The organism is Microbulbifer sp. ABE4_465, from assembly GCF_056160765.1.
Window position 1 is genome coordinate 25,622 of sequence record NZ_JBSWXV010000006.1, and the last position, 14,995, is coordinate 40,616.

Genomic DNA, 14,995 nt, shown 5'->3' on the forward strand with positions numbered 1-14,995 from the left:
GTCGGAAGACGACGATAGAAAAAGTTACGGATAGATTTTATGAGCGCAGTGACCTCAGGTGAGGCCAATAAGGTGGATGCATCTATGGCGATGACAGTAATGGAAACCGAGGCCCGTGAAGCCCCGAGCCGAGTTGCCGAACAATTGCAGAACAACGCGCCGATCATGGAGGCGCTGGGCGAGCGCCTGCGCAGCAAGCCGCCGCGCTTTGTAATGATCGTTGGTCGCGGATCTTCCGACCACGCTGGCGTATTTGCCAAATACCTGATTGAAATTGAAACCGGCACTCCGACCTTTGCCGCAGCGCCGTCCGTCTCCAGCGTCTATGGCAAAAAACTGAAGCTCGAAGACGCGCTGGTCATCGTGATTTCCCAATCCGGCCGCAGCCCGGACATCCTCGCCCAGGCACAAATGGCGAAAGACGCCGGTGCCTACACCGTGGCGCTGGTGAACGATGAAACCGCACCGATCAAAGATATTGTCGATCAGGTTGTGCCGCTGAAAGCCGGCCCTGAACTGGCTGTTGCTGCGACCAAGAGCTACCTGTGCACCCTGTCTGCGGTGCTGCAACTGGTGGCTTACTGGACCCAGGATGAAGAGCTGAAAGCCGGCGTTGAAATGCTGCCGCAAACCCTGACCGACGCCATTGAATCCGATGTGCAGCTGCGCCCGGAAGACCTGGCCGCGGTAAAAAACCTGGTGGTTCTCGGCCGCGGCCCCGGCTACGGCATTACCCGCGAGCTGGCACTGAAGCTGAAAGAAGTGTGCAGCGTGCACGCGGAATCTTTCTCCAGTGCGGAATTCCTGCACGGCCCGGTCACTCTGGTAGAGCAGAAGCTCACCGTGGTGAACGTGCCCATCGAAGATGAATCCTACCAGGCCCACAGCGAGCAGATCGCAGACATCATCCGTCGCGGCGGCACCCTGATCAATCTGCATGTGCCGAGCAAGGGCGTACACCCGCGTGTTGCACCGCTGCCCCTGCTGCAGCGCTTCTACATCGACGTTGCCCATGTAGCGGTAAGCCGGGGTATCAACCCGGACGAGCCGGCAGGTCTGAAGAAAGTGACCCAGACCGTTTGATCGCGGATAAGGATTTTGGACGTGGTACAGGCATTTATCGCACAACAGTTATTCGACGGTGAGCAGCTACACAAGGATGTAGCGCTGACCGTTGACGGCGGCAAGGTGGTTTCCCTCGGCGGAACCCCTGCGGCGGACGCTGTGCGATTGCAGGGATTGCTGGCGCCGGGCCTGATCGATGTGCAGGTCAATGGTGGCGGTGGTGCGCTGTTCAATAACGACACCAGCGTCAACGCCCTTGGAAAAATGTCTGCGGCTCACGCCCAGTTCGGCACCACCGGCTTTATGCCCACCCTGATTACCGATCAGGTGGACGTAATGCAAAAAGCCGCGGACGCGGTCAGTGCCGCCCTGAAAGAAGGCGTGCCCGGTGTCCTCGGCGTGCACTTTGAAGGCCCGCACCTGAGTGCGCCGAAAAAAGGCACCCACGAAGAATGTTTTATTCGCCCGCTCAGCGATGAAGAGCTGGCGATTTATGCCCGGGACGATCTCGGCCTGAAGATGGTCACCCTGGCGCCGGAAAATGTTTCTCCGGAAGATATCGCCAAGCTGGTGTCGCTCGGGGTGAAAGTCTGCCTCGGTCATTCCAATGCCGACGGCAAGACCGCCGCCGCGGCCGTAGCCGCAGGCGCGAGCGGATTTACCCATTTGTACAACGCCATGTCGCCACTGCATTCCCGCGACCCCGGCATGGTGGGCACCGCACTGATCAGCGACGACTGCTGGTGCGGATTGATTGCCGATGGCCACCACGTGAGTGCGGAAGCCATGACCCTGGCGCTGAAGGCCAAGCCTCGCGGCAAGATCATGCTGGTGACCGATGCAATGTCACTGGTGGGCAGCGACGAGCAGAGCTTCCCGCTGTTTAACCGCACCGTGACCCGCGATGGCGACAAGCTGACCTCCAACACCGGAGAGCTGGCCGGTTCGCACCTGGATATGATCGGCGCGGTGCGCAATATCCGCGACTGGTGTGGCATTGAATTGACCGAAGCCCTGCGCATGGCCGGACTCTATCCGGCTGAGTTTCTGGGTTCGAAAGGTGGTCGCATCGCCGAAGGCGCTGCCGCCGATATGATTTTGGTAAACGACGATTTACAGGTACAGAAAACCTGGATCGGCGGACAGGAAGTGTTCACGGCCGGGTGATTCCGCGCATTCAAGAAAACCGATGACGAATTTAGTCGACGCTAAATAACGATAATGAAAGGTGAGCCTATGAATACCGCAGTTGTTAGCCAGGGGGAAACCCGCAGCAGTATCCTGCCGATGACCATCATCGGTCTGCTGTTTTTTATTTTTGGTTTTGTTACCTGGTTGAATGGGGCCCTGATCCCGTTTCTGCAAACCATCTGTGAGCTGAGTGCTTTCCAGGCCATGCTCGTGGCTTCTGCTTTCTATATCGCCTATACCGTTATGGCATTGCCTATGGCGGCCATTATCGAGCGCACCGGTTACAAGACCGGTATGGCGTTGGGTCTGGCACTGGTTGCCGTCGGCGCGCTGATTTTTATCCCCGCCGCCTACAGCCGCATGTTCGGTATCTTCCTGCTGGCGCAATTCGTGGTGGGTTCTGGCCTCACCATTCTGCAGACCGCGTCCAACCCCTACGTAGTGAGAGTGGGCTCCCCGGAAACCGCCGCGGTACGTATCTGCATCATGGGCCTGCTGAACAAGGGCGCCGGCATTGTTGCGCCGCTGGTTTTTGCGGCGCTGGTTATGTCTGGTATCAGTGGTATTTCTGAAGCAGAGCTGGCTGCGCTGAGTGCCACCGCCAAAGATGCCAAGCTTGACGAACTGGCGGGTCAAATGGTGAGCCCGTATATCGGAATGGCGGTTCTCGGCTTTGTACTGGCCATCGCCATGATGTTCGCCCCCCTGCCGGACATTGAAGACGAAGTGGTGGAAGGTCAGGAAGAGATGGCGGTAAACCTGCCAGCGCTGCTGAAATTCCCGCAGCTGATCCTGGGTTCTATCGCGCTGTTCTTCTACGTGGGTGTGGAAGTGATTGCCGGTGACGCCATTGGTCTGCTGGGCAAGCAGGCGGGTCTGGATACGGCGGTCGCTTCTGTTCTGACCTCCTACACCATGGTGTTCATGGTGCTGGGTTATATCTGGGGCACCATCGCCATTCCGCGCTTTATCAGTCAGCAGACTGCGCTGCTGATCTCTGCGGTGCTGGGTATTGTCTTCACCATCGCGGTGATGACCGGTTCCATGGAAAGCACCGTAATGTCCTCCGCGACCCTGGCGCTGTTCGGTCTGCCTGAAATTCCCAACGCGGTCTACTTCGTAGCGCTGCTGGGCTTCGCCAACGCCATGTGCTGGCCGGCAATCTGGCCGCTGGCGCTGGAAGGACTGGGTAAGTTCACCTCCAAAGGTGCCGCCCTGCTGATTATGGGTATCTCCGGTGGTGCGGTACTGCCGCCCCTGTACGGTCATTTCGCCGACACCGGCGACGGTCAGCTGGCCTACGTGATTTCCATCCCGGCTTACCTGTTTATCCTGTTTTACGCTCTGAAAGGGCACAAGATGCGCAGCTGGAAATAACCTCCGGTTATCCAGCTGGCGTCACAGTCAGTCTAAGTTTCTTTTTAAAGTTTCTCTCTTTGGTTCTCGTCATCTTTGCCCTCTTAATGAGGGCTTTTTTTTGTCTCGAAATCGTTGGGGTATTGAATAATTTTACTTACCTAAGGGGTTCTGTGGCGGTGCCGCTACCGGGTGCGGTCTTGTGAGACACGCCGTAAACCCATCCTTGGGGGCTCTGCACCGCCATCCCTGGCGGTGAAGGTCTCACAAGACCGCACCCGATACCGTCACCTTCCCCCTCAGCTGCGTTAAGTGCGCAGTATTACGGGTTATAGCGGGTTCATTTAGGCGGGAGATTGGCCGGTGGAGTCGCGGACCAGGAGTTCGGGGACGAATTTTTTGGTGATGCCGGCATCCTTGTTGGCGGAGGCGCTTTCGGTGGCGCTCTTGCTGCGGGCTTTGTTGAGTACCAGCGCGGCGGCGCACTTGGCGATTTCGCTGTTGGGCTGGTGGGCGGTGGTGAGTTTGGGCCAGGTCTGGCGGGAGAAGGGGCTGTCCTCGAAGCCGACGATGGAGAGCTGCTCGGGGATTTCGATGTGCATCAGGCGGGCAGCGAAGAGCGCGCCGGCCGCCATCTCATCGTTACTGGCAAAAATGGCGGTGGGCGGGTTGTCTTTTTCCAGTAATGCCTTGGCCCCGGACACACCGGAGTCGAAAGAGTATTCGCCGGGAATGATCAGATCGGGGTCGATGCCAATGCCCGCCTGTTCCAGTGCTTCCTTGTAGCCATCCAGTCGCCCGTGGGTGGAAACGTGCTCCTCGCCACCCGCCAGAAATCCAATGCGTTTGTGTCCGTTCTCAATCAAATGCTTGGTGATGTCGAAGGCGGCTGCGGTATCGTCTACCTGAATGCAGTTGTCCTCATCCCCTTCGGCGGCGGCACTGGAAACGATACGCACATAGTCGAGGCCGAGTTTTTTCACCTCATCAATGACCGACTGTGTTTCCGAGAAAGGTGGGGTCAGCACCAGGCCTGCCACTTTGGAGTGTTCCACCAGCGCGCGCAGCTCATCGTTCACGCTGGCGGATTTGGAGTTGCTCGGGTGAATCAGCAGTTCGTAGCCCCGCGCCTTGCACGCCTCGAGAATACCGTTCTGCATATCGATCACGTAGTAGGCGTTCGGGTTATCGTAAATCAGGGCAATGGTGTAGCTGCGGGTGCCCGCCAGATTGCGCGCTGCCAGGTTCGGTTGGTAGTGCAGCGCTTCCACCGCATCCATCACTTTTTTTCGGGTCGCGGGGCGTACAGACGGTTCGTTATTGATCACCCGGGAAACGGTTTTGATCGATACCCCGGCTCTTGCGGCCACGTCGTTGATGGTGCTTTTCATTGTCGGCTGTGATCCTTGATGGGTCCTTGATGGGTCCTTGATGGGGCCTTAAGAGGTCCTTGTTGGAATAATTCCTGTTGCCCAGCCAGCAAGTTTAACCGGTTATGGGCAGAACGACGATGGCTTGCGGGTCACAGGTTTGCACCCTGTTGGTATTCCTGAAATAAAACTACAAACCCAATTGACACCCTTTGCCAACTATGTGACTCTGGCGCCAAATTGACAGCGTTGTCATTTCGGTTTCATACAGGCTGGCAGTGGCTCCCGCGGGCGGGAGTGGGCTGCTGGATAATCAGGTAAATAACAATAACCGGTGCCTGCAACACCACGGCGGGCGCCACTTTCAGGGGGCTCGCTATGTGCAGTGCACACTCTCACACGTCTCACGCTCAATCTTCTTCTGATCCTCTTTCGCAATCGCCAATCTGGCAGGCGCTGCGGGCGCAGGCAGCCGACCTGAAAGGTCAGTCTCTAAAAGCACTGTTTGCCGCAGACCCGCAGCGGGCGGAGCGTTTCTCCCTGGAATTGCCGGAATTCCTGCTGGATTACTCGAAGAACCAGCTGGATCAGGACGTTTTTGTAAATTTATTACGCTTGGCGGAAGCCGCGGATCTGGAACGGTGGCGGGCGGACTTCTTCGCCGGCAAGCCCATCAATGCCACGGAGGGCCGGCCAGTACTGCATCCCGCGCTGCGCGGCGGTTTGGCGGAAGATATTGAGATCGGCGGCGTATCCGTCACCAGCCAGGTGGAAGCCGAGTTGGAGCGCTTGAAAGAGTTTGTAGTTTTACTACATAATGGAGCCCTGACTGGCTATAGCGGTAAACGAATTACCGATGTGGTCAATCTTGGGGTAGGTGGCTCCCATCTCGGGCCGCAAACCACCATCGAAGCACTGCGTGCCCATCGGAAGGGCGATGTCGCAGTGCATTTTGTATCCAATGTGGATGGATCCCAGCTCACGGATGTGCTGGCCGGCCTGGATGCCGATTCGACTTTATTCATTGTCTCGTCCAAGACATTCACGACCAGCGAGACAATGACCAACGCCAGTAGTGGCCTGAAGTGGCTGCAGAAGGCGATGCCGGAGGCTGACGCCGAGGCGCTGTTGCGGCAGCACTTTGTAGCGGTGACTTCCAGCCCGGACAAGGCGCAGCAGTTTGGTGTGCTGCCGGAGCGGACCTTCCGCTTCTGGGATTGGGTAGGCGGGCGCTTCTCGCTGTGGTCTTCCATCGGTCTGCCCATCGCCATTGCCTGTGGGTACGACAACTTCCGCGCACTGCTGGATGGCGCGGCAAGTATGGACAAGCACTTCCGCGAGGCACCTCTGGAAGCCAATGCGCCGGTGATCATGGCGCTGCTGAGTGTCTGGTACTGCACCTTTATGGGCTACCCGGCACATGCGGTATTGCCCTACGAGCAGGCATTGCACATGTTGCCTTCTTATCTGCAGCAGGCAGATATGGAGAGCAACGGCAAATCTACCACCCGTGCAGGGGTGGAGGTGGACTACACCACCGGCCCTCTAATATGGGGGCAGACGGGCATCAACGGGCAGCATGCGTTTTACCAGTATCTGCACCAGAGTCCGGAAGTGGTTCCCGCCGACTTTATCGGCAGTGTGACCCCGGGACACGATCTCGACGGTCACCACGAGATTTTGCTGGCAAACATGTTTGCCCAGAGTCAGGCACTGATGAACGGTGTGGATGCAGAGTCCGTCGGTCGTGAACTGGCAGCCAAGGGGCTGTCGCAAGAAGAAATAAAAAGGCTCACCCCGTTCAAGGTCCACAGGGGTGGAAAGCCAAGTAACACAATACTCTTGAAGGAGTTGGACCCCCGATCACTGGGAGCGCTGATCGCACTCTACGAGCACAAGATTTTTGTTCAGGGCGTGATTCTGCAAATTTATTCCTTTGATCAGTGGGGAGTGGAACTGGGTAAAGGTCTCGCCAATAAACTGGAGCCAAAACTGGCTGCTGGTGACCTGGCAGACGAAGACGGTTCAACTGCCCAGCTGATCGAATACTACCGCCGGATAAACGGCACGGTTACGTCCACGGAGTCGCCTGAAGTTGAGGTGGCTGAGCCTGCTGGAGAACAGGCTTAAACGCACATTGTGCTGCAGCGTGAAACGAACTGATAAAAAACGAAGAGTTGATCAAAAATGGCAAACCAAACAGTGGTACACAGTCGCATACAGGCGGTGACCGACAGGATCATCCGCCGCAGTGAAGAAACCCGGGCCAGCTATCTGGCTCAGGTTGAGCGCGCGCAGGGCAAAGGCCGCGCGCGTCACAAGCTGTCCTGCGGCAACCTGGCGCACGCGATGGCGGCATCCAGCGATCACGATAAGAATCTGATCGCCTCCGGGCACGGCCCCAACCTGGCCATCGTCACCGCCTACAACGATATGTTGTCGGCGCATCAGCCCTACGGCACCTACCCGGAAATGCTCAAGGCCGAAGCCCTGCGCAACGGCGCAACCGCACAGGTTGCCGGCGGTGTGCCCGCCATGTGTGACGGCGTGACCCAGGGTCAGCCGGGCATGGAACTGTCACTGTTTTCCCGCGATGTCATCGCCATGGCGACCGCCATCTCCCTGTCACACGATATGTTTGACGGCGGCATGTACCTGGGCATCTGCGACAAGATCGTCCCTGGCCTGGTCATCGGCGCGCTGTCTTTTGGTCATCTGCCTGCGGTATTCGTACCTGCAGGTCCCATGCCAACCGGTCTCGCCAACGCGGAAAAAGTACGCGTTCGCCAGCTGTACGCGGAAGGCAAAGTGGGTCGCAAAGAATTGCTGGAAGCGGAAAGCGCCTCCTACCACAGCGCCGGTACCTGCACCTTCTACGGTACCGCCAACAGCAACCAGATGCTGGTGGAAATCATGGGGCTGCAGCTGCCGGGCAGCTCGTTTATCAATCCGGGCACCGAGCTGCGCGACGCCATGAATAAAGCGACGGTGAAGCAGCTGGTGCAGAACTCGGAGCCCAGTAACTACACACCGATCGCCAAGATCCTGACCGAAAAAGCCTTCGTCAACGGCATCGTTGGCCTGCACGCAACCGGTGGTTCTACCAACCACACCATGCACCTGATCGCCATGGCGCGCGCCGCCGGTATCCAGATTACCTGGCAGGACATGGCCGAGCTGTCTGAAGTAGTGCCGCTGCTGTGCCACGTGTACCCGAACGGCACCGCGGACATCAACCACTTCGCTGCTGCCGGCGGTATGCAGTATCTGATTCGCGAACTGTTGGGCGCAGGCCTGCTGCATAACGATGTGGCTACCGTACTCGGCGATTCCGGTATGGAGCCCTACACCTACGACCCGTTCCTGAACGAAGACAAGGACGGCCTGGTGTGGCGCCCCACTGCAGAAGAGTCCGGCAACCCGGACATCATTCGCCCGGCAGCGGATCCGTTCTCCAGCCACGGCGGTCTGCAATTGCTGAAAGGCAATCTGGGCAACAGCGTGATCAAGGTTTCCGCGCTAAAAACCCCGCAGCTGAAAGTAAAAGCACCGGCAGTTGTGTTCAACAGTCAGGACGACATGCTGGATGCTTTCAAAGCGGGCAAGCTGGAAAAAGATTTTGTCGCCGTGGTGCGATTCCAGGGCCCCCAGGCCAACGGTATGCCGGAGCTGCACAAACTGACGCCATCCCTCGGCGTACTGCAAGACCGCGGTTTCAAGGTGGCACTGGTCACCGACGGCCGCATGTCCGGCGCCTCCGGTAAAGTGCCGGCGGCCATCCACCTTTCTCCGGAAGCGCTGGAAGGTGGCGTAATCGCAAAAATCCAGGACGGAGATATTGTAGAGCTGGACGCGGAAGCCGGCGTTCTCAAAGTAGAAGTAAGTGATGAAGAGCTGGCCGCGCGCGCGCCAGCGGAATGCGACCTGTCTGCCAACAACAGCGGCATGGGGCGGGATCTGTTTGTGAATATGCGCAAGCTTGCGAGCGGCGCGGAAACCGGCGGTAGCATTCTTTTTTAACTGAATTCGCGCGGGTGCTGATACCACATCAGGCCCGCGCAACTGTTTGAGAGCAAAGAAATGGCAAATTCATTCGACATGGTACTGTTTGGCGGTGGCGGCGATCTGTCCCTGCGCAAACTGATTCCTGCACTCTACCGCGCTTATATTGAAGGCGGTCTGAACAAGGACACGCGCATCCTGCCCGTAGTTCGCCGTCAGGAAGACGCGGACACCTACATGAAGACCGCACAGCAAGCGCTGAAAACCCATCTGCGCGATGGCGAGTACAGCGATAAAAACTGGAAAGAATTCAGCGGCCTGTTGCGCGCCGTCTATCTGGATATCGCCAAGCCCGACGAGCAGTGGGATGGGCTGGTGGATATTCTGGGTAAAGACACCAAGCGCACCCGCCTGTTTTATCTCGCGATTCCGCCGGCAGTGTTCGGCCCCTGTTGCGAAAACCTCTCGGTAAAAGGTCTGATCCACGAAAACTCCCGCGTAGTCGTGGAAAAACCCCTGGGCTACAACGCCAAGACCTCCGACGAGATCAACAGCAAGATCGCCGAGTACTTCCCGGAAGACAGTATTTTCCGCATCGACCATTACCTGGGTAAAGAAACCGTACAGAACCTGCTGGCCCTGCGCTTCAGCAACGTGCTGTTCGAGCACCTGTGGGATGCGAAGACCATCGATCACATCCAGATCAGCATTTCCGAAACCGTGGGCCTGGAAGGGCGCGCGGGTTTTTACGATGACACCGGCGCAATGCGCGACATGGTGCAGAACCACCTGCTGCAGCTGCTGTGCCTGATCGCCATGGAATCCCCCAACAGCATGTCCGCGCGCAATATCCGCTCGGAAAAAATCAAAGTGCTGGAGGCCCTGCGCCCGCTGACCGATAGCAATGTCGACAAGAACATCGTGCGCGGCCAGTACGTGGCCGGTGGTCTCGGCAAGGAGCTGGTGCCCGGATACCTGGAAGAACTGAAAGCGCCGAACAGCACCACCGAAACCTTCGTGGCCATTCGCGCACATATCGATAACTGGCGCTGGACCGGCGTGCCGTTTTATCTGCGCACCGGAAAGCGCATGGAAAAACGCTGTGCGGAAATCGTGATTCAGTACAAGAACGTTTCCCACAGTGTGTATCAGCCGGAAGCGGGCAAGGTGTTACCGAACCGCCTGGTGATCCGTCTGCAGCCAGAAGAAAGCATCAAAATGGTGCTGATGGCCAAGAAGATGGACAGCCTCACCATGGAGCTGCAACCGGTAGAGCTGAACCTGACACTGTCCGACACCTACGACAGCTTCAAGAGTGACGCATACAAGCGCCTGATGCTGGACGCCGCTGCAAACAATTCCGCGCTGTTTATTCACCGCGAAGAAGTGGCTGCGGCCTGGGCCTGGGTCGACCCGATTATCGATCACTGGCGCGATACCGCGAATCAGCCGCAGCTGTACCGCGCGGGAACCTGGGGGCCGCAAGCATCCAATCAGTTGCTGGCCGAAAATGGTCACCACTGGTTTAACCCGTAATTTAACCTGACAGCCACCGGCAAAATACGCAAAGGTCAAAACGACATGGTTGAAGAAAAGTTTTTTGCAGACAGGGAAAGGCTCACGCTGGCGCTGGCCAATGAGTGTGCAGCGGCGTTGCACGCCGGAATCAAGGCCAACGGTCAGGCGACCTTTCTGGTCAGCGGTGGCAGCTCCCCGGAGCCTGTGTACCGCGAGCTGTCCCGTCGCCCGCTGCCCTGGGAACAGGTCAATGTGGCGTTGGTGGATGAGCGTTGGGTGGAAAAAGATGAAGCAGGCAGCAATCTGGCCTTTATCACCAACAGCCTGCTGCAAAATGAAGCGGCCAAGGCACCTTGCCTGGGTATGAAAAATGCCGCTGCCACTCCGGCGGAGGGTGAAGCGGATTGCGAGCGCGCCTATCAAGAGCTGGTGCGCCCGTTCGATGTTTGTGTGCTCGGTATGGGTAACGATGGCCACACCGCCTCTTTCTTCCCTTATGCAGAAGGCCTTGAAGACGCGCTGGATGCCAAAGGCGAAAAGCTGTGTAAAGCCATTACCGCAAAACAAAGTGCGGTAACCGGAGCGCACACCGAACGCATGACCCTGACGCTCGCGGCGATCCTGCAAGCGAAGGAAATCAAGCTGCTGATCACCGGTGAAGAAAAGCTGAAGGTCTATCGCCAGGCGCTGCTCGGTGATGACAAGGCGGAGATGCCGGTGCGCAGTATTCTCAAGCAGGGACACAAGCCGGTCACTGTTTACTGGGCGCCTTAACGGTTTGGTCCGGATTCAGGATCGGCGAATAACAACGAAATAGACGAGTTTTAGGAAGTGACAATGCAACAGACTCTCGTACCCGTATTGGAACAAGCCGGTGTGGTGCCGGTAATCGTAGTGGACAACGTCAGCGACGCACTGCCTCTGGCGCAGGCGCTGGTGGAAGGCGGCCTGAATGTACTGGAAGTGACCCTACGCACCGAAGCTGCGCTGGCCGCTGTAGAAGAGATCGCCAAGCATCTGCCGGACGCCCACGTAGGTACCGGTACCGTGTTGAACGCCGGCGACATCCAGCGCTCCGTTGATGCCGGTGCGACTTTCATGGTCAGCCCGGGCGCTACCGAAGCGCTGCTGGACGCGGCAGGTAACGTCTCCGTACCGCTGCTGCCAGGTGCTGCCAATCCGTCTGAAGTAATGCGCCTGTTCGAGCGCGGTTACGGTTATCAAAAGTTCTTCCCCGCGGAAGCGGCGGGTGGCATCCCGATGCTGAAATCCATCGGTGGTCCGCTGGCGAAAGTGAAGTTCTGCCCCACCGGCGGCGTCAGCCCGAACAATGCAAGTGATTACCTGGCGCTGTCCAACGTAGTTTGTGTGGGTGGTTCCTGGATGGCAGCACCGAAACTGGTTGCCGAGAAAAACTGGGCGGAAATTACCCGTCTGGCCAAAGAGGCCTCCTTGCTGAAAGGCTAAAAGTAGTTTCACAGAGCAGAATTGTGCTGGGGGGGACCGATCACCCGGCGCTTAGAACAAACAAATAATCCACAATTTTTAAGACACAGAGGGTGTAGCGATATGAAACTCAGAATTGCTATTAATGGATATGGACGCATCGGACGCAACGTAACTCGTGCTATCTACGAGTCCGGCTATAACGACCGCATCCAACTGGTTGCTATCAACGATCTGGCACCGGTTGAGGCCAATGCCCACCTGACCCGTTTCGACACCGTACACGGCCGTTTCAATACCGAAGTTGCCGTTGAAGGCGAAAACCTGGTGATCGGTGGCGACACCGTAAAAGTTTGCCAGGAGCGCGACCCCGCTGCTCTGCCGTGGGCGGAGCTGGAAGTGGACCTGGTTCTGGAATGTACCGGCCTGTTCACTGATAAAGCGGCGGCCTCCAAACACATGGAAGCCGGTGCCAAAGCGGTATTGATTTCTGCGCCGTCCAAAGACGCCGACCTGACCGTGGTTTACGGTGTGAACGACGACAAGCTGACCGCAGAACACAAGGTTGTTTCCAACGCGTCCTGCACCACCAACTGCCTGGCACCGGTAGCCAAGGTTCTGAACGAGTCTATCGGCATCGAGCGCGGCTTTATGACTACCGTGCACGCCTACACTAACGACCAGAACACCCAGGATGCGGTACATAAAGATATCTACCGTGCGCGCGCAGCGGCTGACAATATGATCCCGACCAAAACCGGTGCTGCCGCCGCGGTTGGCCTGGTTCTGCCGGAACTGCAGGGCAAGCTGGATGGCATGGCCGTTCGCGTACCGGTAAACAACGTATCCCTGGTGGATTGCCAGTTTATCGCCAGCCGCGAAACGACTGCTGATGAAATCAATGCGATCCTGCAGGACGCCGCCGGTAGCATGAAAGGCGGTGTACTGTCTTACTGTGACCAGCCGCTGGTCTCCGTAGACTTTAACCACACCGCAGCTTCCAGCCACTTCGATGCCAACCACACCCGTGTAAACGGCAACCTGGTGAAAGTCATGTCCTGGTACGACAACGAGTGGGGCTTCTCTCACCGTATGCTCGACACCAGCCTGGCGATGGCGAAGGCTCAGGGTCTTTAAGCGAGCCAAGTAAAACGGCTGTAACTGTTAATAAACAACAGCCTGATAACGTTTCGTTATCTTGTCGGGGCGGGTGCAATACCTGCTCCGGCTGCTTTCTTCGCAGTCAACGCCGACTGCCATAATTACAAATTTGTCTCACACCTAATTCACAAACAAAAATCACCACTATGATTCGCCATACAAAAATTGTTGCCACACTCGGCCCGGGCACAGACAAGCCGCGTGTTATTGACGAGATTATCCGTGCCGGCGTTAACGTTGTACGCCTGAACTTCTCCCACGGCAGCGCCGACGATCACCGCAAGCGTGTGGAAGAAGTGCGCCGCGCCGCTGCAGAGCAAAACAAACTGGTTGCCGTGCTGGGCGACCTGCAGGGCCCGAAGATCCGTATCGCCCGTTTCGCCGAGGGCAGTATCTTCCTTGAGAACAATGCCGAGTTCACCCTCGACGCCGACTGCCCGAAAGAGGGCGGTAACCAGCAGAAAGTGGGCGTGGATTACCCGTCCCTGATCGCCGACTGCAAGCCCGGCAATATCCTGCTGCTGGACGACGGCAAGATCCGCCTGGAAGTCACCGGCGGCACCAACAGCAAACTGTTCTGCCGTGTACTGCAGGGCGGCAAGCTGTCCAACAACAAAGGTATCAACTTGTTGGGTGGTGGCCTGTCTGCGCCGGCGCTGACTGAAAAAGATTACCAAGACATCAAACTCGCCGCCGAGCTGGATGTGGATTTCCTCGCAGTGAGCTTCCCGCGCAGCGGCGAAGATCTGGAAATCGCTCGCAAGGCCATGCGCGAAGCCGGCAGCAATGCCGCCATCGTTGCCAAGGTTGAGCGTGCAGAAGCGGTGAATAACGACCAGCAGATGGACGACATCATCCTCGCATCCGACGTCATCATGGTGGCCCGCGGCGACCTGGGTGTGGAAATCGGTGATGCGGCACTGGTTGGTGTGCAGAAGAAGCTGATCAACCGTGCCAATGCCCTGAACCGCGGTGTGATCACTGCCACCCAGATGATGGAATCCATGATCACCAACCCCACGCCGACCCGCGCGGAAGTGATGGATGTGGCGAACGCCGTGCTCGATGGCACCGATGCGGTCATGCTGTCGGCGGAAACTGCGGCGGGTGATTTCCCGGTGGCTGCTGTTGAGTCCATGGCCGAAGTGGTTGTGGGTGCTGAGCAATATCTCGGTACCACCACGCGTCCTGAGGCAGACCGGTCAGCTTCTGAGTCCATCGACACTGTTATCGCTCAGGCAGCCATCGAATCTGCAGCCCGCGTCGAAAACCTGTGTGCGGTTGCCGCGCTAACCGAATCCGGCCGCACCCCGCGCATCATGTCACGGGCGACCAGCCGATTGCCGATTTACGCACTGACTCGCCACTCCCGTGTCGCTCGCCAGCTGGTATTGCTGCGTGGTGTTGAACCCATCGAGTTCGACCCGGCTTCGGTACCGCTCGGTCACCTGACCGACGCCATTGTCGAGGTCTTGGGATCGCGTATCGACCTGGAAAAAGGGCAGCGTATCCTGATCACCCAGGGCGAGCGCCTGAATATGGGTGGCGGTACCAGCTCCATGCGAATCAAGGAGATCGAGTGATCTCTCGTTGATACTGAGCTGACTCCTCGCAAACTCCCGGCTATATGCCGGGAGTTCTGTTTTCGGTTTCTGAAGCGCCAAGTTCGGACAATAGCTTGGACTGGTTGGTCACTCATGCTGTACAAAAAATATCCTGCAGAAGCTCTCATCCCCATGTAAAATCACTCCCAACTGTCACAAATGACAGGCAGCTGTTACAAAAAACTGCAAAATATCCAGATAAATTCCCCGAAGGCCTGTAGCTTTTTTATTTCATTCTGTGTATTGTCGATCGTGAGAATGACAGCGCTATCATAAAAACGA

The 14,995-nt window shown here is 57.5% G+C and carries 11 protein-coding genes; 10 read left to right on the forward strand and 1 reads right to left on the reverse strand.

Going from position 1 to position 14,995, the window contains the following annotated elements; translation table 11 throughout:
- Positions 1 to 39 precede the first annotated feature (39 nt).
- The 3 genes from nagB-II to ACXAG1_RS11325 all read left to right on the forward strand — a co-directional run bounded on the left by nagB-II (position 40) and on the right by ACXAG1_RS11325 (position 3,633).
- Entirely contained in the window at positions 40 to 1,083 is a 1,044-nt protein-coding gene (gene nagB-II / locus ACXAG1_RS11315) for a glucosamine-6-phosphate deaminase NagB-II (protein WP_475092155.1), read from the forward strand.
- A 21-nt stretch (positions 1,084 to 1,104) separates the two neighbouring features.
- A complete protein-coding gene (nagA, locus tag ACXAG1_RS11320) occupies positions 1,105 to 2,232 on the forward strand; it encodes an N-acetylglucosamine-6-phosphate deacetylase (protein ID WP_475093931.1) in 1,128 nt (375 codons plus the stop codon).
- Positions 2,233 to 2,301: 69 nt separating this feature from the next.
- Positions 2,302 to 3,633: a sugar MFS transporter gene (locus tag ACXAG1_RS11325; protein ID WP_475092156.1), complete on the forward strand. Its 1,332-nt coding sequence runs from the start codon at positions 2,302 to 2,304 to the stop codon at positions 3,631 to 3,633.
- A 323-nt stretch (positions 3,634 to 3,956) separates the two neighbouring features.
- Here the strand turns inward: ACXAG1_RS11325 and ACXAG1_RS11330 are convergent, their stop codons facing one another.
- Positions 3,957 to 5,003 carry a LacI family DNA-binding transcriptional regulator gene (locus tag ACXAG1_RS11330; protein ID WP_475092157.1) on the reverse strand — a complete coding sequence of 349 codons (1,047 nt, stop codon included), beginning with the start codon at positions 5,001 to 5,003 and terminating at the stop codon, positions 3,957 to 3,959.
- A gap of 357 nt (positions 5,004 to 5,360) precedes the next feature.
- On the opposite strand from ACXAG1_RS11330, the gene pgi reads away from it, so the two are divergent.
- From pgi to pyk, 7 genes are all read left to right on the forward strand, one after another.
- Positions 5,361 to 7,112, forward strand: coding sequence for a glucose-6-phosphate isomerase (gene pgi, locus ACXAG1_RS11335; protein ID WP_475092158.1), 1,752 nt, complete (start codon positions 5,361 to 5,363; stop codon positions 7,110 to 7,112).
- Positions 7,113 to 7,169: 57 nt separating this feature from the next.
- Entirely contained in the window at positions 7,170 to 9,002 is a 1,833-nt protein-coding gene (edd, locus tag ACXAG1_RS11340; RefSeq protein WP_475092159.1) for a phosphogluconate dehydratase, read from the forward strand.
- Between the two features lie 60 nt (positions 9,003 to 9,062).
- Positions 9,063 to 10,520 carry a glucose-6-phosphate dehydrogenase gene (gene zwf / locus ACXAG1_RS11345; protein ID WP_475092160.1) on the forward strand — a complete coding sequence of 486 codons (1,458 nt, stop codon included), beginning with the start codon at positions 9,063 to 9,065 and terminating at the stop codon, positions 10,518 to 10,520.
- Positions 10,521 to 10,565: 45 nt separating this feature from the next.
- Positions 10,566 to 11,276, forward strand: a complete 711-nt coding sequence (gene pgl, locus ACXAG1_RS11350; RefSeq protein WP_475092161.1) for a 6-phosphogluconolactonase — start codon at positions 10,566 to 10,568, stop codon at positions 11,274 to 11,276.
- A 63-nt stretch (positions 11,277 to 11,339) separates the two neighbouring features.
- Entirely contained in the window at positions 11,340 to 11,969 is a 630-nt protein-coding gene (gene eda / locus ACXAG1_RS11355; protein WP_475092162.1) for a bifunctional 4-hydroxy-2-oxoglutarate aldolase/2-dehydro-3-deoxy-phosphogluconate aldolase, read from the forward strand.
- Between the two features lie 102 nt (positions 11,970 to 12,071).
- Positions 12,072 to 13,085 carry a type I glyceraldehyde-3-phosphate dehydrogenase gene (gene gap, locus ACXAG1_RS11360; protein ID WP_475092163.1) on the forward strand — a complete coding sequence of 338 codons (1,014 nt, stop codon included), beginning with the start codon at positions 12,072 to 12,074 and terminating at the stop codon, positions 13,083 to 13,085.
- Between the two features lie 170 nt (positions 13,086 to 13,255).
- Positions 13,256 to 14,692, forward strand: a complete 1,437-nt coding sequence (gene pyk / locus ACXAG1_RS11365; RefSeq protein ID WP_475092164.1) for a pyruvate kinase — start codon at positions 13,256 to 13,258, stop codon at positions 14,690 to 14,692.
- The last annotated feature ends 303 nt before the right edge of the window (positions 14,693 to 14,995 follow it).